This window comes from Pseudomonas sp. KK18 (assembly GCF_037094675.1).
Classification (GTDB): domain Bacteria; phylum Pseudomonadota; class Gammaproteobacteria; order Pseudomonadales; family Pseudomonadaceae; genus Aquipseudomonas.
The window spans coordinates 4,732,427-4,756,243 of sequence record NZ_CP146605.1 but is presented as its reverse complement, the minus strand read 5'-3'; the positions used below and the strand labels follow the sequence as shown (position 1 = coordinate 4,756,243).

The window sequence follows — 23,817 nt, the reverse complement described above, 5'->3', positions numbered from 1 at the left end:
TTACGGTCATTGAGCGCCAGCCGGCGGACTCTTAGTCTGTGGGACATAAACCGATGGAGTGCCATTCGAGCGCTCCACGTCCCGTGATGATCCGTTGTGGAGCTGTACCATGACCGCTGCTGCCTACCCGCACTTGCTGGCCCCGTTGGACCTGGGTTTTACCACCCTGCGCAACCGCACCCTGATGGGCTCGATGCACACCGGCCTTGAAGAAAAACCCGGTGGCTTCGAGCGCATGGCGGCCTATTTTGCCGAACGTGCCCGTGGCGGCGTGGGCCTGATGGTCACCGGCGGCATTGGCCCCAACGATGAAGGCGGGGTGTATGGCGGTGCGGCCAAGCTGACCACCGACGAAGAAGCGCAGAAGCACAAGATCGTCACCCGGGCGGTGCACGAGGCGGGCGGCAAGATCTGCATGCAGATCCTCCACGCCGGGCGTTATGCCTACAGCCCGAAGCAGGTGGCACCGAGCGCGATCCAGGCGCCGATCAACCCGTTCAAGCCCAAAGAGCTGGACGAAGAAGGCATCGAAAAACAGATCAATGATTTCGTCACCTGCTCGGTGCTGGCCCAGGTCGCCGAGTACGACGGCGTGGAAATCATGGGTTCGGAAGGCTACTTCATCAACCAGTTCCTCGCCGCCCACACCAACCACCGCACCGACCGTTGGGGTGGCAGCTACGAAAACCGCATGCGCCTGCCGGTGGAAATCGTGCGCCGGGTGCGCGAAGCCGTAGGCCCGAATTTCATCATCATCTTCCGCCTGTCGATGCTCGACCTGGTAGAAGGCGGCAGCACCTGGGAAGAAATCGTGCAGTTGGCCAAGGCCATCGAGCAGGCCGGTGCAACGATCATCAACACCGGCATCGGCTGGCACGAAGCGCGGATCCCGACCATCGCCACCAAGGTGCCGCGTGGCGCGTTCAGCAAGGTCACCGCGAAGTTGCGCGGTGCGGTGCAGATTCCGTTGATCACCACCAACCGGATCAACACCCCGGAAATCGCCGAGCAGATTTTGGCCGAAGGCGATGCCGACATGGTCTCGATGGCTCGCCCATTCCTCGCCGACCCGGACTTCGTCAACAAGGCTGCCGAAGGCCGCGCCGATGAGATCAACACCTGCATCGGCTGCAACCAGGCCTGCCTGGACCACACCTTCGGCGGCAAGCTGACCACCTGCCTGGTCAACCCGCGTGCGTGCTACGAGACCGAGCTCAACTACCTGCCGGTCAAGCAGATCAAGAAAATCGCCGTGGTCGGTGCCGGTCCTGCGGGCCTGGCGGCCGCCACCGTCGCCGCCGAGCGTGGGCATCAAGTGACGCTGTTCGATTCGGCCAGCGAGATCGGCGGCCAGTTCAACATCGCCAAGCGTGTGCCGGGCAAGGAAGAGTTCTTCGAGACCCTGCGCTACTTCAAGCGCAAGTTGCAGACCACTCACGTCGAACTGTGCCTGAACACCCGGGTCGACGTTGAGCAGCTTGTTGCGGGCGGTTATGACGAGATCATCCTCGCGACCGGCATCGCGCCGCGTATTCCGGCGATTCCCGGTGTGGAAAACGCCAAGGTATTAAGCTACCTCGACGTGATCCTGGAGCGTAAGCCGGTGGGCCATCGCGTGGCGGTGATCGGTGCCGGCGGTATCGGTTTTGACGTCTCGGAATTCCTCGTGCACCAGGGCGTGTCCACCAGCCTGGACCGCGAGGCGTTCTGGAAAGAGTGGGGCATCGACACCCACCTGGAAGCCCGCGGCGGTGTGGCCGGGATCAAGCCCGAGCGCCATGCGCCGGCGCGTGAAGTGTTCCTGTTGCAGCGCAAGACCTCCAAGGTCGGCGACGGCCTGGGCAAGACCACCGGCTGGATCCACCGCACCGGCTTGAAGAACAAGCAGGTGCAGATGCTCAACAGCGTCGAGTACCTGAAGATCGACGATGAGGGCCTGCACATCCGCATCGGCGCCGAGGGTGAACCGAAGGTGCTGGCGGTGGACAACATCGTGATCTGCGCCGGGCAGGACCCGCTGCGGGAATTGCAGGACGGCCTGGTGGCGGCCGGGCAGAACGTGCACCTGATCGGCGGCGCGGACGTGGCGGCCGAACTGGATGCCAAGCGCGCCATCAACCAGGGTTCGCGCCTGGCGGCCGAGCTGTAAGCACGTAAAAGGGGCGGTGGTAGACTACCGCCCCTTTTCTTGTGCAGAACCGCCCTCATGGGTCCTTTCGACTGGCTCCCCCACGCGCCCCTTGAACCCCTGAAGCTGGACTGGATGGGGCCGGTGGAAGTCGCCGTGCTGCGCCTGGATCGCATCGACCCGCTGATCAGCGGCAACAAGTGGTTCAAGCTCACCGAGCACCTGGCGCAAGGCCGGGCGGCGGGCGCCAGCGGGATCATCAGCCTGGGCGGCGCTTACTCCAATCACCTGCATGCACTGGCGGCGGCCGGGAAACGCTTCGGCTTTCCTACCGTTGGCTTGCTGCGTGGCCATCCGCAAGACACACCCACGGTGCTCGACCTCAAGGCCTTCGGCATGCAACTGCATTGGCTGGGGTATGGCGGCTATCGCGCGCGCAACGAGCCGGACTTCTGGCTTCCCTGGCGCGAGCAGTATCCGCACCTGCACCCGGTACCTGAAGGCGGCGGGGGCCTGGCGGGCGCGTTGGGTTGCGGGGTTTTGGTGAATCAGGCGCAGGCGCAATTAAACGGCCTGGGCTGGACGGACTATCACGGTTGGTGGCTGGCGGCAGGCACCGGTACTACATTGGCGGGATTGGTGCTGGCGGAGGCGGGCGCGCATCCGGTATACGGCGCCCTGGCGGTGCCCGACGACCACGGGGTGGCGCAACAGGTGCAGGCGCTTGTGCAGCAGGGATATGAATTGCTGGAGGCCAGCCGGGGCGGCTTTGCCAAGGTTGATCCGGAGTTGCTGGCCTTTATCGACGCTACCGTGCAAGCCTGTGGCCTGGCGCTGGAGCCGCTGTATACCGGCAAGGCGTTATTGTCGTTGAAGCAGCAGATTGAAGCCGGGAGATTTTCCCCCGGCACCCGCCTGATCTTCGTCCACACCGGTGGCCTGCAGGGCCGCCGGGGTTTCCCTGTTGCACCCGGTTAATGTAGGAGCTGGCTTGCCTGCGATGCAGACACCGCGGTGTATCAGTGGCACCGAGGTGATGCTATCGCAGGCAAGCCAGCTCCCCCACAAGCCAGCTGCCACATTCAATCCGTGGGCTTACTGAAGGTTCCCTCTCTTGCCGGGCATCATCCTCAAAGCAGTGTTGTCTCGCAGCACATAGTGATGGGCCAATCCGGCCAACGCATGCAGCCCGATCAGCCAGTAACCGACCTTGCCGAACAGCACATGCCAGCTTTCAATCTCCTTGGCCAACGCCTTGTTTTCGGCAATCAACGGCGGCAGCTCGATGCCGTAGAACATCACCGAATGTCCCTCGGCGCTGACGATCAGCCAGCCGGCGATGGGCATGCCGATCATCAAGGCGTACAGCGCCATGTGCATCAGGGTAGCGAGGAGGGTTTGCCATTGCGGCGGGGCCGGTACGATCTTCGGTGCCACGCCCAGGCTGCGGGCGAACAACCGTAGCCACACCAGCACAAACACCGTCAGGCCGAACATGAAGTGCATTTCCACGATCAACGTACGTGCGCCGCTGCCTTTGGGAAACTGCCCGCGTAACTCAATGCAGGCGTAGACCACCGCCAGCAGCACCACCATCAGCCAGTGCAACGCAATCGACATGGTGCTGTAACGCGTATCGGAATTTTTCCAGGGCATCGCTTTCTTCCTCACTCATCAGGGCAAACCTCCGTTCTTTGCGACGGAGTCCTTTCAATGTAAGCCTGTTTTACGAGGTTTGCCCGTGAGAGGAGGGTGTATAGGCGATCTTTTGATCTCGATCAGTTGCCCTGCGGCATTTCACCCCGTGCCAGGCGCTGGTTGATGTCGGCGATCACCGCAGGCAGGTCGGTGATGGTGTCGATCATGTAGTGTGGGCGCGAGCCTTCGAACATGGCCTGGATACGCGTGCGTTCGCTGGCGAGTGTGCCGGCGTCGAGGGCGCGGAACTGCTCGTAGGTCAGGCCCAGGGCGTTGCCCGAGCAGGTCAGCGCCACGGTCCACATCCCGGCGCGGCGGCCTTCGAGGATGCCCGGCACGGTGTCGTCGATCTTCACGCAGGCCGCTACGTCATCGATCCCGAGGGCGATCACGTTGGCCAGGGCCTGGGCCGGCCATGGTCGGCCGTTGGGTACTTCGTCGGTGGCGACCACGTGGTCGGCGATATAGCCATTGGTGGCAGCCAGTTCGACAACCTTGTCCATCACCTGCTTGGGGTAGCCGGAGCACGAACCGATCTTGATCCCTTGCTGGCGCAGGTTGGCGATAGTGTCCAGGGCACCGGGGATCAATGCCGAGTGCTCGGCGATCTTCTCGATCTGCAGCGGCATGAAGCGCTGGTAGATGGCGGTCACATCATCGTCAGTCGGTGTGCGGCCGAAGGCCTTGCGGTAACGCTCGGCCACCTGCGGCTGGTCGCACAGGGTGCGGATGTGGTCCCACTTGCCCATGCCCATCGGGCCACGGGCTTCCTCGATGGAGACCTGCACGTCGAACTCGGCGAAGGCTTCGACAAAAATCTGCGTGGGCGCGAACGAGCCGAAATCGACCACGGTGCCGGCCCAGTCGAGGATCGCGGCTTGAAGCTGGGTTGGGTTTGCGTAGTTCATGGTTCAGATCCTGTGAGTAGTGGGCAGTCAGATGTCGAGCACGTTCATTTCTTGCAGCACCTCGGCCACCGCCGCGACGGCGGCTTGCATCTCGGCCTGGTTCACATGGCCGATGCAGCCTACGCGGAAGGTTTCCACCTGGGTCAATTTGCCGGGATAAAGGATGAAGCCCTTGGCCTTGACCCGTTCGTAGAACTCCTTGAACTGGTAGCGCGGATCTTTCGGCGCGTGGAAGGTAACGATGATCGGCGCCTGGATCGCGGCGGGCAGGAAGCTGCGCAGGCCCAGTTCGGCCATGCCGTCCAGCAATGCCTGGCAGTTGTCGGCGTAGCGCTGGTGCCGGGCGGGCAGGCCGCCTTCTTCGTTGTATTGCAGCAGCGCTTCGTGCAGCGCCGCCACCACGTGGGTCGGCGGTGTGAAGCGCCATTGGCCGGTCTTGGCCATGTAGCTGTGCTGGTCGAAAAGGTCCATCGCCAGGGAGTGGCAGTTGCCTTGGGCTGCAGCCAGCGCCTGCTTTTCAGCGAACACAAAACCCATCCCCGGTACGCCTTCCAGGCACTTGCCGGAGGCGGCGATCAGTGCGTCGAACGGCACCTCGCGGGCGTCGATCGGCAGCGCGCCGAAGGAACTCATGGCGTCGATAATCAGGCGCTTGCCGTGGCGGGCGATGACCTGGGCGATCTCGGGCAACGGGTTGAGAATCCCGGTGCTGGTTTCGCAATGGATCAGTGCGACGTGGGTGATGCCCCTGTCGGCGTGCAACAGGCGGTCGACGTCGGCGGCGGTGGTGGGTTCGTCCTCGGCAGTTTCAAAGGTACTGAACTCGCGGCCGAGCACTTCGCAAATCTTCGCCAGGCGCTTGCCGTAGGCGCCGTTGATCAGCACCAGCACCTTGCCGTCCCGTGGCACGAGGGTGCCGATGGCCGCTTCCACGGCAAAGGTGCCGCTGCCTTGCAATGGCACGCAATGGTGGCTGGCGGTGCCGTTGACGATCACCAGCAGTTGCTCGCAAAGACTGGCGGTCAGTTGATTGAAGCGGTCATCCCATGAACCCCAGTCGACCATCATGGCCTGGCGGGTGCGGGCCGAGGTGGTCAAGGGCCCCGGGGTCAGCAGGATCGGCGCGGCAGTGCTCATTCGTGTGTCCTCGCAAAACATTGGGATGAAGTTACGGCGCCTAAATTGCAGTTTGGCTTGTCATCAATCAAATTGTTTGTTGTTATGCGAGCTATCAATGAGGCCGATAGCTATGAACCTGTTTCAACTGCGTGCGTTTGATGCGGTGGCCCGCGAGGGCAGTTTTACCCGGGCGGCCGAGCGCCTGTTTATCAGCCAGCCGGCGGTGACCGGGCATATCAAGGCGCTGGAGGAGCACTACCAGATCGCGCTGCTGCGGCGTACCGCGCGGCGGGTGGAGTTGACCGAGGAGGGCACCAAACTCGCGGCGATCACCCGCGCGATCTTCGGCCTGGTGGAAGAGGCGCAGACGTTGCTGGAGGCCAACCGGCAATTACTTACCGGGCGCCTGGAAGTGGCGGCGGACGGGCCGCACATGGTCATGCCGATGCTGGCCAGCCTACGGCAGCGGTATCCGGGGATTACTGTCAATTTGCGCCTGGGCAATGCGCAGGAAACCCTCGCGGCGCTGTTGTCGGAGCGGGCTGACGTGGCGGTGTTGACCGAGGTGGAGCCGCGCAAGGGCCTGCACTTGCAGCCGTTGATCGAGTCACGGATTTGCGCGTTGGTGCCTGCGGGGCATCCGTGGCTGGCGGAGCCTGCGGGGATTCGGCTGGAGCAATTGGATCAGGTGATCATGGTGTTGCGTGAACCCAGCTCGATCACGCGGCGGACCTTTGACGATGCCTGCGCCCAGGCCGGCGTGCAGCCCCGGGTGTTGCTGGAACTGGACAGCCGTGAGGCGGTGACGGAAGCGGTGGCGGCCGAGTTGGGGGTTGGGGTGGTGTCGTCGATGGAAGTCAGCCGGGATCCGCGGGTGCACGCGATTCCGATCCAGGGCGAGGGGCTGGTGAACCGGCATGTGATCGGGTGCATGGAGCGGCGGCGGGAGTTGCGGTTGATTCAGGCGTTTTTCGAGTTGGCGCCTTAGAGGGTGTTGGCTTGAGATCTAGTTGGCCCCTTCGCGAGCAAGCCCGCTCCCACATTCGACCGCGTTCCATCGGTAGAACTCGGTCAACTGTGGGAGCGGGCTTGCTCGCGAAGGGGCCCTCAACTTCACCGCAAACTTTCCCGCACAATCTCCAGAAACGTCGCCACCACCCGCCGCGAACTCTGCTCCTTCAAGCACACCAGTGTTTCCTTCATCCGCTGCGTACAGTCACGGATCGGCATCGCATACACCCGCGAATCTGCGCCAAACTCCGCAGCCGACACCACCCCCACGCCAATCCCCACCACCACCGCCTCCCGCGCGGCTTCGCGGCCTTCCACCTGGATCGCCGGGCGAATGCGCAGCCCGGCCTGGTGCATTTCCTGCTCCAGGGTCTGGCGGGTCACCGAGCCGATTTCCCGCAACACCAGCGGCGTATCGTCCAGGTCCGCCAGGCAGATCGACTCGCGGCCCGCCCACGGGTGGTTGCGGGCGACAAACGCGAGCAATTGGTCATCGGGCAGCGGCAGTGACAGCAGCCGCTCGTCGTCCACATCGCGCCCCAGCAGCGCGAGGTCGGCCTGGTAGTTGTACAGGCGAAACAGTGATTCATCGGTGTTGCCGGTTTCGATCTTCACGCTGATGCCCGGGTACAACTGGCAGAAGCGCGCAATCTGCGGCAGCACATGCACCGGGGCGTCCACCGCGAGTGTCAGGGTGCCGGTTTGCAAGGCGCGGGAATCCTGCAACAGCTCTTCGGCTTCCGCCGCGACGGCAAACAGACGCTGGGTGATGCTCAACAGGCGCTCGCCGAGGTCGGTCAAGCGCACCGAACGTTTGTTGCGATGAAACAGCAGCACGCCGAAACGTTCCTCAAGCTTGCGCACCTGGTCGGAAATGGCCGGTTGGCTGAGGAACAAGCGTTCGGCGGCGTGGGTAAAACTGCCGTGTACGGCCACCGCATGGAAGGCTTTGAGTTGCGCGTGAGACACCGACATCGCGAAACCTCTTACAAGCTCAGCTTATATTTGAAATACGATAAATCGATTTTACCTATTAGTCAGCCATTGCTTTGATAGCCCCAGTCGCCGTAGGTCGAGTCCTACACCTTCGGCGGCCATGGGTCTTCTGCGTGCTCACCAGCGGGACTCATCTGACCAATACCGCGCCCCTCCAAGCGCCGGTACTGCAGTGCTCAACAATAAAAATACAGGCGTTTGCTTTTCATTCTGCCGGCACACTCACACCCGAGGTCAGAACCACCATGAATACTCCCTTGAGTCACATCAAGCGTTGGCGCGTGCAGATTTTCGCCATCACCTGGCTGGCGTACGCGGCCTTCTATTTCACCCGCAAGGCTTTTTCGGTGGCCAAGCTGGGGATCGTCGACGACCCGAGTTTCCCGCTGGACAAGATGATGATGGCCAACCTGGATGGCATCTACCTGGCGGCCTACGCCGTTGGCCAATTCACCTGGGGCATGCTCGCCGACCGTTTCGGGCCGCGTGTGGTGGTACTCGGCGGGTTGCTGATTTCAGCCGCCGCCGCCCTGGTGATGGGCACATTTGCCACGTTACCGATCTTTGTCACGTGCATGTTGATCCAGGGCCTGGCCCAGTCCACCGGCTGGTCCGGGCTGTGCAAGAACCTTGGCAGTTTCTTCCCGGCGCAGCAGCGTGGCCGGGTGCTGGGTTTATGGAGCTCGTGCTACGCCTTTGGTGGCCTGGTGGCGTCGCCGTTTGCCGGATGGTGGGCGTATACGCTGATCGGCACCTGGCATGCGGCATTTATCTCCAGTGCGGCTGTGGTCTTCGTGGTCGCGGTGCTGTTTTTCATTTTCCAGCGCAACACGCCACAGGATGTGGGGTTACCGGCAGTGGAACCGGAACCGGAACAGACTGCCGCCGAGAAGAACGCCAGTGTGCTGGAGCCGCTGCGGGCCATTTTGCGCAACCGCACGGTGTTGACCCTGGGGCTGGCGTACTTTCTGTTGAAACCGGCGCGTTACGCGATCCTGTTGTGGGGGCCGGTGATTGTGTATGAGCAGATGCCGTCGGTGGGCAAGGTCGGCGCGGCGATTGTGCCGACGGCGTTCGAGCTGGCGGGGTTGCTGGGGCCGATCATGATCGGCATGGCGTCCGACAAACTGTTCGGCGCCCGGCGCATGCCGGCCTGTGTCCTCAGCCTGCTGGCGCTGACCGTGGCCCTGGCGTTGTTCATGGGCGCCTTGCACACCGGCAGTGTGGCGCTGGTGATGGCGCTGCTGTTTGTGATGGGCCTGACCCTGTACGGGCCGGACTCGATGATCAGCAGCACCGCCGCCATCGACTTCGGTACCGCCAAGGCCGGCGCGACGGCGGCGGGGTTCGTCAACGGCTGCGGTTCGGTGGGGGCGATCCTTGGCGGCTTGCTGCCGGGCTATTTCGACACCGTCACGGTGTTTATCGTGTTTGCCGGTGCCGCGCTGTTTTCCTCGCTGGTGTTGATGCCGTACTGGAACGCCAGGCCGGCGGTGCTGGCGCAGGTGGGTGACTTCGTGCCCGACCGTGAACGCGCCATCAATCCCTTGCGGACCTGAGGGGCATGGCCGGTTTTTTGGTGGATTAGAGTGTTTCAGCGCTATAAACTCTGCCCCCAAAGCGCCGGCCAGTAGACGTCTCGGCGCGATGGACAGAAGAGAGTGAGTCATGGGCGCACAGTGGAAAGTCAAACATAAAGAAGCGGCATCCAATGCCAAGGGCAAGATCTTCGGCAAGCTGGTGAAAGAGATCACCATTGCCGCCCGCAACGGTGCCGACACTGCTACCAACGCACATTTGCGCCTGGTGGTGGAGCAGGCCAAAAAGGCCTCGATGCCCAAGGAAACCCTGGAACGCGCGATCAAGAAAGGCGCCGGTCTGCTCGGTGAGACCGTGCAATACCACCGCGTAACCTACGAAGGTTTTGCCCCGCACCAGGTGCCGCTGATCGTTGAATGCGTGACCGACAACATCAACCGCACCGTGGCGGAAATCCGCGTGGCGTTCCGCAAGGGGCAGCTCGGCGCGTCCGGCTCCGTGGCCTGGGACTTCAACCATGTGGGCCTGATCGAAGCCTCGCCGGACAGCCCGGAAGCCGATCCGGAAATGGCCGCGATTGAAGCCGGTGCCCAGGATTTCGAGGAAGGCGAAGAAGAGGGCACGACCCTGTTCATCACCGAGACCACCGACCTGGACGCCGTGCAGAAAGCCTTGCCGGAGCAGGGCTTCACCGTGCTGTCGGCCAAGCTCGGCTACATCGCGAAGAACCCGGTGAGCGGTTTGAGCGATGAGCAGATGGCCGAAGTCGAAGCCTTCCTGGAAGGCTTGGACAACCATGACGACGTGCAGGACATGTTCGTCGGGTTGGCGGGTTGATTCTGATTTGATGTGAACCCGGTCCAAATGTGGGAGCGGGCTTGCTCGCGAATACGGTGTACCAGCCAAGCATGTATTGACTGACACACCGCATTCGCGAGCAAGCCCGCTCCCACATTGGGTTTAGCGGAGTTTGGAAAACTGCAACAAGCTTGTGATTTCCTCGAACCCGGGCCGGGCCAGCACATCCGGCTGGCAGCAGTTGTCCCGCAAGGCTTCCAGCGCCACGCGCTTTTCCTCGCTCAACCCCGCATCAATCCTTTCCAGCAATTCCCCCAGCAACACCCCGAACGCCCTGACTTCGATGCGCTGCAACGCGCGGGTTTCCTGGCTGTCGACCGTGGCGTGAAACGACGCTGCACCAAAGTCCCCAAGCAGACATTCACCGGCTTCATTCCACAGAATGTTGTGGCCGTACAGATCACCGTGGGTGATGCCTTGCGCGTGCAGGTGCGCCGCCACCGAAGCGATGCCCCGGGCCATGCGCAGCGCCACATCCGCGCTGAAACGGGTGGTGGGCTCGTAGATATCCCGGGTGCACGACGCCAGGCTCGGCAGCGCCGCAAGGTTGCGATAGTTCGGTTCGATCAGTTGCATCACCAGCGCCGCCTGGCCTTCCGGGTGGTCGACGACACGGCCTTCTACCTTGATCAGGTTGGCATGCAGTCCGGCGGCGATGCAGGCGTGCATTTCGTGCAGGGGCGAGCCGTCACTGGTAATGCTGCCTTTATAGAGTTTGACCGCGACCGCCTTGACCGGCCCGTTTGACGGGGCCCAGTACGCTTTGCGGATGATTCCGGAAGCGCCTTCACCCAGCACTTCGCTCAATTCCAGCTCGGACCAGGGAATATTCGGCGTCGCGTCATGGCGGGCCTCTTCCACGGCCATCTCTACCGGATTACCGGCGTAGGCCAGCCAGGTCAGGCTCGGCAAGGTCAGCAACCAGTCCGGCAGGCGGGTCATGCGGTTGGAGGCGATGCGGATCAGTTCGAGGTTTTTGCACTGGGCGAGGCTTTGCGGCAACTGCTCCAGGTGGTTACCGGCCAGCATCAGTTTTTGCAGCAAAGGCCGTTCACCCAGTTCGTCCGGCAATTGGCTGATGTGGTTATCGGTGAGGATCAGCCAGCGCAGCAAGGGTGGCAGCGACGTCGCCGGGACACTGCTGATCTGGTTCGACTTGAAGCCGATCATGCTCAACTGCGCGCACTGGCCCAGGCATTGCGGCAGTTCGGTAAAGGCGTTTTCCGAACAGAACAGCACGCGCAAATGGGGCAGGCGGTGCAGGTCATCCGGCAGGCTGCTCAGGGCATTGCCGGTCAGGTTGAGGATTTCCAGGGAGTCGGCCAGGTCGAAGATTTCCCGAGGGAACTCGGTCAGCCCACAGCGCAGGTCCAGGCGTTTGATGCCGGCCAATTGGCCGGCCTTGAGTTGGGCAAGGGTATCCATGAACGGCGCGTCACTCGGCAATAGGGGCGTGAATGGCGCTCATGATAGCGGGTTGCGGCCCGATCTTCTGCAACTGCCCCAGGCGGCTGGCGGTGCGCGCCAAATCGATGGCCTGGCCGCTCAGGGATTGCTCCAGCGGCTGCTCGCCGATCAGCACCAATTGCTTGTCCTGGTCGTAGAGCACGTCCACCAGGTTGATGAACCGTTGCTGGGCGGCAATCGGACAGTCCGCCAGGTGCGGCAGGCCGTCGATGATCCAGCGTTCATAGTCGCGGCACAGCTGCAGGTAGTCCATGACGGCGGTCGGTTGTTCGCACAGGTCGCTGAAGGTGAAGGCAATGCTGCGGTCCTGGTGCCAGCGGGCAGTCAATTGCCGGGCTCCGACGGTCAGGCTGACCGGGGCCTGATCCGCTGACGGCAGGCCCAGGGCTTGGCGTTGCGCGGCAGTCCCCGGCCACACGAACTGGCCAGCGCTGAACCGCTGATCGCCATGGGCCTGGGCCAGGCTGCGAAAATCCTGGGGGGCGCTGACTTCCATGACGTCCATGCGCGCGCTGATCAGCTCGATCACCGGCTTGAACCGCTGATGGTACAAGGGGTTCGGCAGCAACCCGGCGGGCGGATAATTGGAGGTTACCAGCACCCAGACTCCGCGCCGGAACAGGGCCTTGAACAGGCGGCTGATCAGCATCGCATCGCCGATATCATGTACGTGAAACTCGTCGAAGCACAGCACGCGGCAGCCATCGAGCAACTCATCCAGGGTCACGGCCAAGGCATCGCGCTGCTGGCGATGGGCAAACATTCCCTGGTGCAGACGGGCGAAAAAGTCGTGGAAGTGCACGCGCTGTTTCTCGGCAATCGGCAACGCCTGGAAAAAGCCGTCCAGCAACCAGCTCTTGCCCCGGCCGACGGCGCCGTGCAGGTACAGGCTGCGGGTAGGGCGCCCGGCCAGCAGATGGTCGGTTTGCCGGGCCATGGTCTCGATCACCTGTTGCTGGCTTGGGCTGAGGGTATAGCCCTGTTGCCGGGCCTTGCCCTGGAAGAATGCGCTGATACCGGGGGCGGCGGTGGTCGCCGCGGTTTTACCCAGCAACCGTTTGAGCAGGGGCGGTAAAGCAGCCAATGTCAGTCACTCTGTGTTTCGGTGGTCGCTCACTTTAGAGCGCCGGTCGCGGTTTGACCAATAGAGAAGCACAGCGCGAGCTATCTGGAAAAGGCATGGGTCAATGGATCCAAAACACCGACCTGACTGGCGGATTCCCTTCAAGTGACTAACCTCATACACAGCAGTCACCCCTGTATAAGGATTTGGGGCAGTGAAGGGACACGCAGTCTTGGCAATCATGAGCGCGATGCTCTGCAACACGGTTTATGGTGCCCAGCTCCAGGTTGAGGTGCGTATCGACGTGCAGCGGGGGTGCCAATTGGTCGGCACCACGCGTGAAGCAGGGATCGAGCAGCTCGGCGTACTGGATTTCGGCAGCGGCTCCCGGCTGGATGACCCGGCAGGCCCGTTGAGTGCAGCCTTGATCAGCCAGCGCCAGCCACGCCTGGAGTGCAACCCGGATACGCCTTATCAGATGCGTGTCGACGGCGGCCTGCATGGCGGCGCCGGCGAAGTACGTTACCTGGGCGCTGCTGCCCCCTCGATCAAACCCATTCCCTATCGAATTTATGCCGATGCCGCACGCCGCATCCCCTTGGCCGTGGACGTACCGTTGAGCGGCCGTGTGCCCGATTCCGGCACGGTGGACTTGCCACTTTATGGACGCATCGAGCCGCTCAAGGAAATACCGGCCGTGGGGCGTTATTCCGACCTGCTCAAAGTGACGGTGACATGGTAAGCCGCGCCCTGGCCTGCATCGCGCTGGGCGGCCTGTTGCTCCTGGCCGAGGACGCCCAGGCGGCGGTCGCCGGGCAGATTCACGCACGGCTGGTGATTACCGCCAGTTGCCAGGTGAGCAAAGGCACCGACAGCGCGCCGGTGAGCCCGGATGGCGGCTCGGCCTTGCTGGATTTCGGCAGCCACGGACCCACTTGGGACAAGGGCCTGGGTGCCGGCATCAGTGATGGCGACAAGGCCGCGCTCGCGGTGTCCTGCAACCCGTCGGTGGTGAGCAGTTTCACCGTGACCATCGACGGCGGCGCCCACGGCGACGGCGTCACCCGGCGCTTGAGCAATGGCCGGCAAACCATACCGTATCGGCTGTCGGCCGATCCTGCGGGCCGAAGCACCTACAGCATCGGCCAGCAACGCAATTTCGTCGTGACCAAGGGCGCACAGGTACCGATCCCGGTATTCGGCTCGGTGGTGGCGAATACCAGGGCCCTACCGGCCGGCATCTACACAGACACCCTGACGGTGACTCTGGATTGGTAATTCATGAGGATGGACATCATGCATGCACTTGTATCTAAAGCAGTTCTCCCATTGGTCGCACTGGCCTGGGTATCGGCTGCCCAGGCGGCCACGACGGTCACCGGGCAGATCAGCTCCACGCTGATCCTGACCAACAGTTGCCTGGTCAACGGCGTGGGCGGCACCACCGGTTTGAACTTCGGTACGATCAATTTCGGTACCACCAACAGCCAGTTCACCACGCAGTCCGGCCAGGTGCTGGGTGGCGGTGGAGGCGCGTTGTCGATCCAGTGTTCCTCGGGCACCTCGCCGGTGATCACCGTGGGCGCGGGCTCCCATGACGGCCAGTCCACGGGCGGCACCCGGGCGCTGTACGACGGCGTGGCCAACTATGTGCCGTATGACTTCTACACCGACACCGGGCATTCGACGCTCCTGGCGATCAACGGAACCATCAACGTAGGCGCGAGCACGGGCGTTGCGCAAACCGTGAACATCTACGGCCAGGCCGTGGGCAAGGCAGGTCTGCCGGCGGGTACCTACACCGACACGGTGTCGGTGCAACTGACGTTCTAGTGCCATGAAGCGGGCCTGCTGGGCGACGCTGGCGGTCATCACGGGTTGGGGAATGCCGTTGTCGTTGCTGGCGGTGACCAGCCAGACGATCCAGGTCAGCGCGACGATTGCCGCAGGCTGCCTGGTGGTGGGCGGCGGCACGAACTACGGCAGCCTGGCGTTCGGCAGCTATTCGTCGTTGTCCACCAGCACGGTGTCGGTGGCGCTGAGCAGCGGGGTAACGCTGCAATGCACCCCGGGAGTCACCTTGAACATGAGCGTCAACGGCGGCTTGTACAACGCCAGTGGCCGGCACATGCAACTCAATAGCGGCAGTGCCCAAGTGGCGTACCAGCTGTTTCAGGACGCGGCCCTGAGCCAGAGCCTGGGGATCAGTCAAAGCGTCAGCGTGGCCTACAGCAACGCGAACAATATAACCCTGCCGATTTACGGCCGGGTGGTGTTACCGGGTAATCAGCCTGGGGGGACGTACAGCGACGTGCTGCAGGTGCAGCTGTCCTGGTAAGGCCATTGGCATGAGGAGTGGAATCTATGTTTGCAGCTTCCCGGCGGTATTGGGTTGCGGGTTTTATCGGTCTGGTGGCGTTGGGCGCCGGGCAGGTCCAGGCTGCCAGTTCGGTGCTGATCTGGCCCATTGACCCGGTGCTGGAGGCCGATCAACAGGCCAGCGCCTTGTGGTTGGAGAATCGCGGTACAGAGACTGCGAACCTGCAGATCCGGGTATTTGCCTGGAGCCAGGGCGGGTTTGACGAGCAGTACCAGAACCAGCGCGACGTGATCGGCAGCCCGCCGGTGGCGAAGATCGAACCGGGGCAGAAGCAATTGGTGCGCCTGACCCGGACCCGGGAAGTGCCGCCGGGCCAGGAGTTGGCCTATCGGATCATCATCGACGAAATCCCCGCCGCCACCCCTGAAACCCCCGCAGCCGATGGCAAGACGGCCGCCGCCATCCGCTTTCAGATGCGTTATTCGGTGCCGTTGTTCGCCTACGGCGCAGGCCTGTGGAGCAAGGAAGATGCGACACGCCAGCGCGACCCCAAGGGCGCGGGCAAGCCTGACCTGAGCTGGAAAAAAGTCACCGTCGGCGGGCGCAACTATGTGGAGATGCGCAACCAGGGCGCGGTGCACGCGCGGCTCACCGATGTGGCGTTCAAGCAGGGCGGGCAGACCCGGCCGCTGGTTGACGGCCTGCTCGGCTATGTACTGCCGGGCGCAACCATGCGCTGGCCGGTGCCACAAGGTGTCGCGGGCGATCAGCCGCTGCAGGTGCGAGTCAATGGCGCAACGCAACTGGAGAACCTTGCGCCGGGACGGTAACGCAATGGAATAGGGCATGGAGCAGCCCTTGGTCTTAACGGATGGAGATGTCCATTGATGGACACAAAGCCTTGGTGAGCCATGGTTGGGCTCGTAGTCGATGGCGATCGGTGTGGGTGGTGGGCGGCCTGGCGGGCCTGGTGCTTGCGCCGCTTGGCGTGGCCGCGCCGTTGCCGCCGCCGCCCAGCAACATGGAGGCTGTTGCCGATGCACAGTTGTTCCTCGAACTGGTGGTCAACCAGATGGACACTGGCCGGGTGGTGGCCGTGGATCAGCGCGCCGGCGGCCTGTTTGTGCCGGCGGCCACCTTGCGGGACGTGGGCATGAAGCTGCCGGCCGAGATCACCACCGAGGTCGCGCTGGACCACCTGCCGGGCCTGCACACCGATTACGACAGCCAGGGCCAGCGCCTCATGTTGACGGTACCGCCGGCGTGGTTGCCGGCGCAGTTCATCGGCAGCCGCAACAACTACCCGCGCGCCCAGGCACTCACCAGTTTTGGTGCGTTGCTCAACTATGACGCTTACCTGAACGACACCGATGACGCCGGCACATACCTGGGCATTTTCAACGAAGTGCGGCTGTTCGATACCTGGGGCACCTTGTCCAATACCGGCCAATACCGCACCACCTTTGGCGGCCAGGCCAGCGGCAGCACTTTGAACAATGGCTACCGGCGCTATGACACCACCTGGCGCTTTTCCGACGATGAGCGCCTGCTGACCTACGAGGCGGGCGACGTGATCAGCAGCGCATTGCCGTGGAGCAGTTCGGTACGCCTGGGCGGGGTGCAAGTGTCGCGGGATTTCGGCGTACGCCCGGACCTGGTGACTTACCCCTTGCCACAATTTGCCGGGGAGGCGGCGGTGCCGTCGTCGGTGGACCTGTTCATCAATGGCTACAAATCCAGCAGCGCAGATCTGCAGCCGGGCCCTTACACCTTGACCAACGTGCCGTTTATCAACGGCGCCGGCGAAGCGGTGGTGGTCACCACCGATGCCCTGGGCCGGCAGGTGTCGACCACCGTGCCGTTCTACGTCACCAGTACGTTGTTGCAAAAAGGCCTGTCGGATTTTTCCGTGGCGGCCGGTAATTTGCGCCGCGACTACACCATTCGGGATTTTGGCTACGGGCCGGGCGTGGCCAGCGGCACCTTTCGTTACGGGGTGTCGGACTACTTCACCCTGGAAAGCCATGCCGAAGCCTCAGGCGACCTGACCCTGGGCGGGCTCGGCGGCAACGTGCGGCTGGGCAACTTCGGGGTGCTCAATACCGCCCTCAGCCAAAGCCAGTTTGATGGCGAGACCGGCCAGCAACTGAGCTTCGGTTATCAATACAGCAACCAGCGCTACAGCCTGTCATACCAGCGAGTAGAACGCCGCGACCAATACGCCGACCTGACCCTGGTCGACACGCCTTATGCGAGCCTCAGCAAGCGCAGCGAGCAGGTGACCCTGAGCCTGAACCTCAACGATTTCGGCAGCATCGGTGCCGGCTATTTCGATGTGCAGGCGGCCGATGACTCCCGCACCCGGCTGATGAACCTCACCTGGAGCAAACAGCTGTGGCGCAACACCAGTTTCTACCTGTCGGCCAACCGCGAGGTCGGTGACAGCAACTGGGCCATGCAGGCGCAGTTGGTCATCCCGTTCGACATCTATGGCAGCCTGGCCTTGAGCAACGAGCGCAGCCAGGCCGGCGAGAGTCGCCAGCGGGTCAACTACAGCCGGGCGGTGCCGTCCGAAGGCGGCGTGGGCTACAACCTGGGGTATGCCAGTGGCGACGGCCCCGCCTATCGCCAGGCCGACCTGACCTGGCGCATGCAGTCGGTGCAATTGCAGGCGGGCGTCTATGGCAGCAGCGACGCCGAGACCCGCTGGGCGGATGCCAGCGGTTCGTTGGTGTGGATGGACAAGCAAGTGTTCGCGGCTAATCGGGTGAATGACGCGTTTGTGGTGGTGAGCACCGATGGTTATGCCGGGGTGCCGGTGCTTTACGAAAACCAGCTAGTGGGTGAAACCGATCGCAACGGGCATCTGCTGGTGCCGTGGAGCAGCGCTTATTACCGCGGCAAATATGAAATCGACCCGCTGAACCTGCCGGTCACCGTGCAGACGCCGAATGTCGAGCAGCGGGTGGCGGTGCGTCGCGGCAGCGGCTATTTGCTGGAATTCCCGGTGCGCCGGGTGATCGCGGCCAGTATCACCCTGGTGGATGCCCAGCATCAGGAACTGCCCCTGGGCAGCCAGGTGCGTCACGAGCAAACCGGCGCGCGGGCGGTGGTGGGTTGGGACGGCCTGGTGTACCTGGAGAACCTGGCGGCCCACAACACCTTGCAAGTCACTGTGGGTGAGGGCCGTACCTGCCAGGCAACGTTCGATCTGGATATCAACGAAGCACAGGTGCCGCTGATCGGGCCACTGGTTTGCCAATGAGATAAGGAGTGTGGGTGTGCGGGGCAAGGAATGCATAGTGGGGCTGCTGGTGCTGGCGGGGCTGGGCTTTTCGACACAGGTGATGGCCGCGTGCTCGGTGCCGGGAACCACCTCGCCGGCCGGCTTTGGCTCGATCAGTTCGATGACGGTGCGCACCGCTCCCCAGACCAGTTCCACCACCAATGCCGGCTTGAATTGTGGGGCCACGCTGATCTCGTTGCTGGCAGCCAATGATCACTTCTATGCAACCATCACGTCGGCCACCAGCGGCATGGTCGGCCCCACTGGGGATATCATCAGCTATACGATCTACGGCAGTAACAGCACCAGTTATCCGATCACCCGTGGAACCCAATTCGATTTCGGTGCCACCGGCATCGCCCAAAGCCTGGGGCTGGTATCCGGGCCGGGCACGAAAACCGTGCCGCTTTATCTGAGTTCCATCATCGGCAGCAATGTGGCGGCCGGCCTTTATACTGAGACACTAAGCATTGCCTGGACCTGGAATTATTGCTCGGTCCTCGGTGTGGGTTCTCTCTGTGTCATACGGGACACCGGCAGTGGCACGGCTTCCCTGACCGTCAGCATGACCGTGGCTAACGACTGCACAATCTCTGCACCCAACATCGCCTTCGGCAGTGCGCCGGTAGTCAGTGGTTTTTCCAGCGTGAACGGGCAGGCCACCATTGCCTGCACCAAGGGCAGCGCCTACACCGTGGGCATCAGCGATGGCCAGAACCCGGTGAGTGTGGGTGGGCAGCGGCGGATGGTTTCTGGCAGCAATTTCCTGAATTACGACATTTTCAAAAGCGCCACCACCACCCGCTGGGGCAGCGTGAGCACCGCCCGGCGCGCCAGCTCAACGGCTGAGGTGAATCCCGGGAATGGCTTGGGTACCGGTAGCCAGGTGTTCAACTACAACGCCGCGATCTATACCAACCAGACAACACCGCCGGCCGGCACCTACGTCGATAACGTGGTGCTGGATGTGGCCTTCTAGAACCGCATCGTCTGCTTGAGCATCTGCGTGGTCGACGGGTCTTGCGGGCTGACCATCGCATAGTTGTAGCCCGCGCCCGACCAGTATTCGGCCTGCAGCCCGTCGGCACTGCGGCTGCCACGGGGCAGGAATTTGTTTTCCGGGCCCGGCGGACGGATATAGAAACTGATGCGCCGCCCTTGGGGGTCTTCATACAGCACCATGGCCGCCGCGCCTTGTTCGGTGCTGAGCAGGCGCCCGCTGACCGCCTTGAACCCGGCCTGGCTCAGGTCCGGCAGGCGGTAGGCCTGGTTGAAATAACGGTCGAGCCAGCCTTGCATGTCGCCACCGCTTTGCACGTGGTAGTCGGCGGGCAGGATGCCGTCCTGGGCAAACAGGCGGTAGGCCTGCATCGCGTCGCTCATGGGCGCCATGCTCTCGAGCAGCGTGGCCTGGCGGGCCTGCCAGCCGCCGAGGCCGCCGACACTGACGGCAATCAACAGCATGGCGGCGGTTGCGAGATGGCGGCGTGACTGGCGTTTGACCCGCTGGCGAATCAGGGCGGGGTCCAGCTCGGGGTTGGCGGGTTGTTGCAGTGCGCCGCTCAACGATGCCCGCAGGTGCTGCGCGTCCTGTTGCCAGGCGTGCACCTGGGCGGCGACGTCCGGGTGGGCCGCCAGCCAGGTTTCGAGCTGGCGGCGGTCGGCGTCCAGGAGCTGGTGATCGACGTAGGCATGCAAATCGCGTTCGCTGGGAGGCAGGCTGATCATTTGAGTATCCGCAGGGCAGGGCTGGTGATTTCGCCGTCGCTGAGCTGGCGCAGGGCCTGGCGCGCGCGCGACAGGCGAGACATCACGGTGCCCACGGGCACCTCGAGGATGTCGGCGACTTCTTTGTAGCTCAAGCCTTCCACCGAGACCCACAGCAGCAGGGCGCGCTGTTCGGTGTTCAATTTGTCGAAGGCTTGCAGGGTCGATTGCGCGATGACGGTGCGCTCGACCGACGGCTGCGAATCATCGCGGCCGGTGAAAAATTCCAGCATGCGTGTGTACCGCCGGGAGCGCCGATGGGCGTCGAGGAACTGCCGGTAGAGGATCGAGAACAGCCAGGCGCGCAAGTCGCCTTCGAGGCGTTTGTCGGCCCAACTGATGATCGCGCGCTCAAGGCTCGCCTGCACCAGGTCGTCGGCGCTGCTGGTGTTACGCGTCAGGGACACGGCAAAACGCCGCAACCTGGGGATGAGTTCACGTAACTGTTCGTCGAGTTCGTGCATGGGATTCTGGCTAGTCACTACGCTGGGACTAGGAAGACGTCCGGCGTTGAAGGTTATTCCAGGCCAATAAAAATAAACAGCAGGCCAGGGAATAGAGTGCGCTGGCGTTCGTCCCAAGTGTTCCGACCTTATGTTTCACCCACTCAAGGCCTTGGGCCCTGGAGTTATTTCATGGTAGATCACTCATCACCGCCCCGTCCGCCGCTGAGCACCGCAAGCCTGATAATTCGGTTGGCCAGCATCGGCGTGGTGGTTGCCGTCGTGGCCGGGGCGTTTGCCTACGTTAACGGAAGCCTCGACCCACAACGGTTGCGCCCCAAAACCCTGGTCAATGCCTTGGAAACCAACAACGGCTTGCACCCTGGCTACCGGCGTAACCATGCCAAGGGCGTGTGCGTGGCCGGTTATTTCGAGAGCAGCCCCGAAGCGCGCCAGTACTCCAGTGCCCAGGTATTCAGCGAGGCGCGCACCCCGGTTATCGGGCGTTTTGCGCTGCCCAGCGGCAACCCGTATGCGCCGGACAGCAGCGTGCCGATCCGCAGTTTTGCCTTGCAGTTCAACTTGGCCAACGGCCAGCAATGGCGCACCGGGATGAACAGCATGCCGGTGTTCCCGGTGGGCACGCCCGAGGCCTTCTTCGAGATGCTCAAGGCCGGCGCACCTGACCCGGCCACCGGCAAGCCGAACCCGGCAGGCATGCCGGCGTTCTTCGCGGCGCACCCCGAGACCGCGCCGTTCCTGGCCTGGGTCAAGACCGCCAAGCCATCTGCCAGCTATGCCACTGAAACCTATAACGGCATCAACGCGTTTTACCTGGTAAACGCCAGCGGCCAACGCCAGGCCGTGCGCTGGGGCGTCGTACCGCAAAGCCAGGATGCTGCGGGGGCCACGGCGCCCGCCGGCAGCGACTTCCTCGAAAAAGACCTGGCCCAGCGCCTGGTGGCCGGGCCGTTGCGCTGGCAGTTGAACCTCACCCTGGCCAACCCGGGCGACCCGGTGGATGACGCCAGCAAGACCTGGACCGGTGAGCACAAGGTGCTGAATGCCGGGACCCTGGTGCTGGAAAGCAGCCAGCCGCAAATGGACGGTGATTGCCGTGACATCAACTTTGATCCACTGGTGCTGCCGAGCGGTATCGAAGCCTCGAATGACCCATTGCTGGCCGCCCGTTCGGCGGCGTACGCCAGTTCCTACCTGCGTCGCACCAGCGAAGTCAGCCAGCTGCACAGCGCCCCTCAGGAGTCGAAGCCATGAATGCCCAACCCCGGTTTTTCGCCCCGCTGGCGCGGCTGCTGCATTGGCTGATGGCGTTGATGATCATCGCCATGCTGTTTATCGGCGCGGGCATGGTGGCCTCGGTTTCCGAACGCCATGAGTGGCTGATCCACCTGCACAAGCCGCTGGGCATTGCGATCCTGGCGCTGGTGATCGTGCGCCTGGTGGTGCGTTTTTCCACGCGCCAGCCGCCGCTGCCTGCCGACTTGCCGCTGTGGCAAGTGCTGGCGGCCAAGGCCTCCCACGTGGTGCTGTATGCGTTGATGCTGGTGTTGCCGCTGCTGGGCTGGGCGATGATTTCAGCGGCCGGCGACCCGGTGATGCTCAGCAGTTCGGTACAGTTGCCGGCGCTGGTGGGGGCGAATGCGCCGTTGTTTGCCGTGTTGCGCAAGGCTCACGGTTACCTGGCGTATTTGCTGTTTCTGACGGTGTTGTTGCACCTGGCGGCGGCGCTGTTCCACGGTTTGATCCGGCGTGACGGTGTGTTGCAAAGCATGACCGGCAGCAAGGACTGAAGCCTTCCCCGGCGGCGGTTGCTGTGAGGCAGCCGTCGCCGGGATCGTGGATGTTTAGCGCAATACGCCGACGATATCCGCCACGCTGCTCAACACATCCTTGCCCAACTGCATCGAGCGTTTGCCCGACCAGCCAGTGTGCGGGTTGGGCGCGTCGTCGTTGTCCTTGAAGGGCATTTCCAGGGTCAGGGACAGGCAATCGAACTTCTCGCCGACGCTGTTGCACGCCAGGGTCATATTGGCTTCGCCCGGCAGGTCGCGGGTGTAGCCATGCGCGGTCTGAAAATCCCGGGTGAGGTTGCTCAGGTGGCTGCGGAAGTGTTTTTCCAACTGCTCGATACGTGGCGTGTAGCCCGGGTTGCCTTCACAACCGGCGGTGAACACATAGGGGATTTCCTCGTCGCCGTGGATATCCAGGAACAGGTCAACGCCGTACTTTTCCATTTGTTGCTGGACGAACAGTACTTCGGGGCTGATCTCCTGGCTCGCACTCTGCCAGGCGCGGTTGAGGTCCTGGCCCATGGCGTTGGTACGCAGATGCCCATGGAACGCGCCATCGGGGTTCATGTTCGGTACCAGGTACAGGTCGGCGGCGGCCAGGAGCTTTTTCAGCTCGGCGTCACCGTCCTGTTGCAGGCGCTCGATGATGCCTTCCATAAACCATTCGGCCATGTGCTCGCCGGGATGCTGCTGGGCGATGATCCAGACCTTGCGCTTGTTGGCCTCGCCCTTGCCACGGCGCAGCAGTTGGATATCACGGCCTTCGACACTTTTGCCGGTGGCCAGCAATTGCGTGCCGGCGCGGTTCAGCGCCTGGTCGATCAGCCAGTCGTGGCGTTCGCGGCTGTAGGGTTCGAAGTAGGCGAACCAGGCCTGTTTTTCACGGGTTTCGAGGGTGATGTGCAGCGTCTCGCCATCAAAGCGGGTCGGTACCCGAAACCAGTTGATATGGTCGTAGGACGCCACGGCGTTGTAGCCGCTCCAGGCGTGCTTGTAGGACGAGTGGCCGGCATTGCTCAGGCGGAAGGTGTGGGTGTGACCCACATGCATGCCTTCGGCCTTGAAGTGGAACCACTGGTAGTGCTGGCTGCGCGTATCGGGCTTTATCGCCAGCAGCAACTGGTGAGCATCACTGGCGTCGAGCACCTGGATATTGCCACTGTCGAAGTCGGTGCTGATCTTGATGGAGGTCAAGGCCACGGTCATAGTCTGGTTGCCTGAATATGAGTGTTGTGGCGGGCATTTTACACCGGAGCGGGGCAAAGCCTGGATGCAATTTTTGCGGGTGAAGAGGGGGGCGTCGTCCATGACGCCGCCGCAGCTTAGAATCTATGAGATTGATTCTCAAGTGCTATTTTTGAAAGAACCGGCCTAGAGCGCTCGATCGACTTTCTTTTGGCGAT

The 23,817-nt window shown here is 62.9% G+C and carries 23 protein-coding genes; 14 read left to right on the top strand and 9 right to left on the bottom strand.

Annotated elements, in window-relative coordinates; all coding sequences use genetic code 11:
- The first annotated feature begins 109 nt into the window (after window positions 1-109).
- Together V6607_RS21460 and V6607_RS21455 are read left to right on the top strand one after the other, a co-directional pair.
- Entirely contained in the window at window positions 110-2,149 is a 2,040-nt protein-coding gene (locus V6607_RS21460; protein WP_003212416.1) for an NADPH-dependent 2,4-dienoyl-CoA reductase, read from the top strand.
- Window positions 2,150-2,206: 57 nt separating this feature from the next.
- A complete protein-coding gene (locus V6607_RS21455; RefSeq protein WP_134327004.1) occupies window positions 2,207-3,106 on the top strand; it encodes a pyridoxal-phosphate dependent enzyme in 900 nt (299 codons plus the stop codon).
- A gap of 117 nt (window positions 3,107-3,223) precedes the next feature.
- Here the strand turns inward: V6607_RS21455 and V6607_RS21450 are convergent, their stop codons facing one another.
- The 3 genes from V6607_RS21450 to V6607_RS21440 form a co-directional block, all read right to left on the bottom strand.
- Window positions 3,224-3,784 carry a cytochrome b gene (locus V6607_RS21450; RefSeq protein WP_134327003.1) on the bottom strand — a complete coding sequence of 187 codons (561 nt, stop codon included), beginning with the start codon at window positions 3,782-3,784 and terminating at the stop codon, window positions 3,224-3,226.
- Window positions 3,785-3,906: 122 nt separating this feature from the next.
- Window positions 3,907-4,734 carry a phosphonoacetaldehyde hydrolase gene (gene phnX / locus V6607_RS21445; RefSeq protein ID WP_003212423.1) on the bottom strand — a complete coding sequence of 276 codons (828 nt, stop codon included), beginning with the start codon at window positions 4,732-4,734 and terminating at the stop codon, window positions 3,907-3,909.
- A 27-nt stretch (window positions 4,735-4,761) separates the two neighbouring features.
- On the bottom strand, window positions 4,762-5,871 hold the full coding sequence (locus V6607_RS21440) for a 2-aminoethylphosphonate--pyruvate transaminase (RefSeq protein WP_134327002.1): 1,110 nt from the start codon (window positions 5,869-5,871) through the stop codon (window positions 4,762-4,764).
- 112 nt (window positions 5,872-5,983) lie between these two features.
- Here V6607_RS21440 and V6607_RS21435 point away from each other — a divergent pair, with 112 nt between their 5' ends.
- Window positions 5,984-6,841 carry a LysR substrate-binding domain-containing protein gene (locus tag V6607_RS21435; RefSeq protein ID WP_003212427.1) on the top strand — a complete coding sequence of 286 codons (858 nt, stop codon included), beginning with the start codon at window positions 5,984-5,986 and terminating at the stop codon, window positions 6,839-6,841.
- Window positions 6,842-6,966: 125 nt separating this feature from the next.
- Here V6607_RS21435 and V6607_RS21430 read toward each other — a convergent pair whose 3' ends face one another.
- Entirely contained in the window at window positions 6,967-7,839 is an 873-nt protein-coding gene (locus V6607_RS21430; protein WP_003212428.1) for a LysR substrate-binding domain-containing protein, read from the bottom strand.
- 266 nt (window positions 7,840-8,105) lie between these two features.
- On the opposite strand from V6607_RS21430, the gene V6607_RS21425 reads away from it, so the two are divergent.
- Both V6607_RS21425 and V6607_RS21420 read left to right on the top strand, forming a co-directional pair.
- Complete coding sequence (locus V6607_RS21425) at window positions 8,106-9,419, top strand: MFS transporter (RefSeq protein ID WP_102369529.1); 1,314 nt, start codon at window positions 8,106-8,108, stop codon at window positions 9,417-9,419.
- Between the two features lie 109 nt (window positions 9,420-9,528).
- Window positions 9,529-10,236, top strand: a complete 708-nt coding sequence (locus V6607_RS21420; protein WP_003212432.1) for a YebC/PmpR family DNA-binding transcriptional regulator — start codon at window positions 9,529-9,531, stop codon at window positions 10,234-10,236.
- 123 nt (window positions 10,237-10,359) lie between these two features.
- Here the strand turns inward: V6607_RS21420 and V6607_RS21415 are convergent, their stop codons facing one another.
- Together V6607_RS21415 and zapE are read right to left on the bottom strand one after the other, a co-directional pair.
- Window positions 10,360-11,682, bottom strand: coding sequence for a leucine-rich repeat-containing protein kinase family protein (locus V6607_RS21415; RefSeq protein ID WP_134327001.1), 1,323 nt, complete (start codon window positions 11,680-11,682; stop codon window positions 10,360-10,362).
- A 10-nt stretch (window positions 11,683-11,692) separates the two neighbouring features.
- A complete protein-coding gene (zapE, locus tag V6607_RS21410) occupies window positions 11,693-12,808 on the bottom strand; it encodes a cell division protein ZapE (RefSeq protein ID WP_134327000.1) in 1,116 nt (371 codons plus the stop codon).
- 193 nt (window positions 12,809-13,001) lie between these two features.
- Between zapE and V6607_RS21405 the strand changes: the two genes are divergently transcribed.
- Genes V6607_RS21405 through V6607_RS21375 form a run of 7 tightly spaced genes read left to right on the top strand, consistent with a single transcriptional unit; the run spans window position 13,002 to window position 19,372 of the window.
- Window positions 13,002-13,529, top strand: coding sequence for a spore coat U domain-containing protein (locus V6607_RS21405; protein ID WP_023658979.1), 528 nt, complete (start codon window positions 13,002-13,004; stop codon window positions 13,527-13,529).
- Window positions 13,523-14,065 carry a spore coat protein U domain-containing protein gene (locus V6607_RS21400; RefSeq protein ID WP_017476956.1) on the top strand — a complete coding sequence of 181 codons (543 nt, stop codon included), beginning with the start codon at window positions 13,523-13,525 and terminating at the stop codon, window positions 14,063-14,065. Before V6607_RS21405 ends, V6607_RS21400 begins: the two co-directional genes overlap by 7 nt.
- Window positions 14,066-14,083: 18 nt before the next feature.
- Window positions 14,084-14,620, top strand: a complete 537-nt coding sequence (locus tag V6607_RS21395; RefSeq protein WP_023658978.1) for a spore coat protein U domain-containing protein — start codon at window positions 14,084-14,086, stop codon at window positions 14,618-14,620.
- Between the two features lie 4 nt (window positions 14,621-14,624).
- The gene (locus V6607_RS21390) at window positions 14,625-15,125 is read left to right on the top strand and encodes a spore coat U domain-containing protein (RefSeq protein WP_008431486.1); all 501 of its coding nucleotides are present in this window, start codon (window positions 14,625-14,627) and stop codon (window positions 15,123-15,125) included.
- Window positions 15,126-15,151: 26 nt separating this feature from the next.
- Window positions 15,152-15,937, top strand: coding sequence for a molecular chaperone (locus V6607_RS21385; RefSeq protein WP_134326999.1), 786 nt, complete (start codon window positions 15,152-15,154; stop codon window positions 15,935-15,937).
- 41 nt (window positions 15,938-15,978) lie between these two features.
- Window positions 15,979-18,372: a fimbria/pilus outer membrane usher protein gene (locus V6607_RS21380; RefSeq protein WP_134326998.1), complete on the top strand. Its 2,394-nt coding sequence runs from the start codon at window positions 15,979-15,981 to the stop codon at window positions 18,370-18,372.
- Between the two features lie 37 nt (window positions 18,373-18,409).
- Complete coding sequence (locus tag V6607_RS21375) at window positions 18,410-19,372, top strand: spore coat U domain-containing protein (RefSeq protein ID WP_008431490.1); 963 nt, start codon at window positions 18,410-18,412, stop codon at window positions 19,370-19,372.
- On the opposite strand, the gene V6607_RS21370 is transcribed toward V6607_RS21375, so the two are convergent.
- Complete coding sequence (locus V6607_RS21370; protein WP_003212454.1) at window positions 19,369-20,121, bottom strand: anti-sigma factor; 753 nt, start codon at window positions 20,119-20,121, stop codon at window positions 19,369-19,371. The genes V6607_RS21375 and V6607_RS21370 overlap by 4 nt on opposite strands.
- A complete protein-coding gene (locus tag V6607_RS21365; RefSeq protein ID WP_003212456.1) occupies window positions 20,118-20,624 on the bottom strand; it encodes a sigma-70 family RNA polymerase sigma factor in 507 nt (168 codons plus the stop codon). The genes V6607_RS21370 and V6607_RS21365 overlap by 4 nt, the downstream gene beginning before the upstream one ends.
- Before the next feature lie 171 nt (window positions 20,625-20,795).
- Between V6607_RS21365 and V6607_RS21360 the strand changes: the two genes are divergently transcribed.
- Window positions 20,796-21,878, top strand: coding sequence for a catalase family peroxidase (locus V6607_RS21360; protein ID WP_008431493.1), 1,083 nt, complete (start codon window positions 20,796-20,798; stop codon window positions 21,876-21,878).
- Entirely contained in the window at window positions 21,875-22,414 is a 540-nt protein-coding gene (locus V6607_RS21355; RefSeq protein ID WP_003212459.1) for a cytochrome b, read from the top strand. The genes V6607_RS21360 and V6607_RS21355 overlap by 4 nt, the downstream gene beginning before the upstream one ends.
- A 54-nt stretch (window positions 22,415-22,468) precedes the next feature.
- Here V6607_RS21355 and V6607_RS21350 read toward each other — a convergent pair whose 3' ends face one another.
- Entirely contained in the window at window positions 22,469-23,620 is a 1,152-nt protein-coding gene (locus V6607_RS21350) for a M14-type cytosolic carboxypeptidase (RefSeq protein WP_003212460.1), read from the bottom strand.
- Window positions 23,621-23,817: the final 197 nt, after the last annotated feature.

Excerpts from the sequence above, each read along its gene's own strand:
- V6607_RS21425 (WP_102369529.1), top strand. The coding sequence starts at position 8,106 with ATGAATACTCCCTTGAGTCACATCAAGCGTTGGCGCGTGCAGATTTTC.
- V6607_RS21390 (WP_008431486.1), top strand. The coding sequence starts at position 14,625 with ATGAAGCGGGCCTGCTGGGCGACGCTGGCGGTCATCACGGGTTGGGGA.
- V6607_RS21365 (WP_003212456.1), bottom strand. The coding sequence starts at position 20,624 with ATGCACGAACTCGACGAACAGTTACGTGAACTCATCCCCAGGTTGCGG.
- V6607_RS21455 (WP_134327004.1), top strand. The coding sequence starts at position 2,207 with ATGGGTCCTTTCGACTGGCTCCCCCACGCGCCCCTTGAACCCCTGAAG.
- V6607_RS21435 (WP_003212427.1), top strand. The coding sequence starts at position 5,984 with ATGAACCTGTTTCAACTGCGTGCGTTTGATGCGGTGGCCCGCGAGGGC.
- V6607_RS21420 (WP_003212432.1), top strand. The coding sequence starts at position 9,529 with ATGGGCGCACAGTGGAAAGTCAAACATAAAGAAGCGGCATCCAATGCC.
- V6607_RS21350 (WP_003212460.1), bottom strand. The coding sequence starts at position 23,620 with ATGACCGTGGCCTTGACCTCCATCAAGATCAGCACCGACTTCGACAGT.
- V6607_RS21460 (WP_003212416.1), top strand. The coding sequence starts at position 110 with ATGACCGCTGCTGCCTACCCGCACTTGCTGGCCCCGTTGGACCTGGGT.
- V6607_RS21400 (WP_017476956.1), top strand. The coding sequence starts at position 13,523 with ATGGTAAGCCGCGCCCTGGCCTGCATCGCGCTGGGCGGCCTGTTGCTC.
- V6607_RS21415 (WP_134327001.1), bottom strand. The coding sequence starts at position 11,682 with ATGGATACCCTTGCCCAACTCAAGGCCGGCCAATTGGCCGGCATCAAA.
- V6607_RS21370 (WP_003212454.1), bottom strand. The coding sequence starts at position 20,121 with ATGATCAGCCTGCCTCCCAGCGAACGCGATTTGCATGCCTACGTCGAT.
- V6607_RS21385 (WP_134326999.1), top strand. The coding sequence starts at position 15,152 with ATGTTTGCAGCTTCCCGGCGGTATTGGGTTGCGGGTTTTATCGGTCTG.
- V6607_RS21395 (WP_023658978.1), top strand. The coding sequence starts at position 14,084 with ATGCATGCACTTGTATCTAAAGCAGTTCTCCCATTGGTCGCACTGGCC.
- V6607_RS21380 (WP_134326998.1), top strand. The coding sequence starts at position 15,979 with ATGGAGATGTCCATTGATGGACACAAAGCCTTGGTGAGCCATGGTTGG.
- V6607_RS21430 (WP_003212428.1), bottom strand. The coding sequence starts at position 7,839 with ATGTCGGTGTCTCACGCGCAACTCAAAGCCTTCCATGCGGTGGCCGTA.
- V6607_RS21450 (WP_134327003.1), bottom strand. The coding sequence starts at position 3,784 with ATGCCCTGGAAAAATTCCGATACGCGTTACAGCACCATGTCGATTGCG.
- V6607_RS21440 (WP_134327002.1), bottom strand. The coding sequence starts at position 5,871 with ATGAGCACTGCCGCGCCGATCCTGCTGACCCCGGGGCCCTTGACCACC.
- phnX (WP_003212423.1), bottom strand. The coding sequence starts at position 4,734 with ATGAACTACGCAAACCCAACCCAGCTTCAAGCCGCGATCCTCGACTGG.
- V6607_RS21360 (WP_008431493.1), top strand. The coding sequence starts at position 20,796 with ATGGTAGATCACTCATCACCGCCCCGTCCGCCGCTGAGCACCGCAAGC.
- V6607_RS21355 (WP_003212459.1), top strand. The coding sequence starts at position 21,875 with ATGAATGCCCAACCCCGGTTTTTCGCCCCGCTGGCGCGGCTGCTGCAT.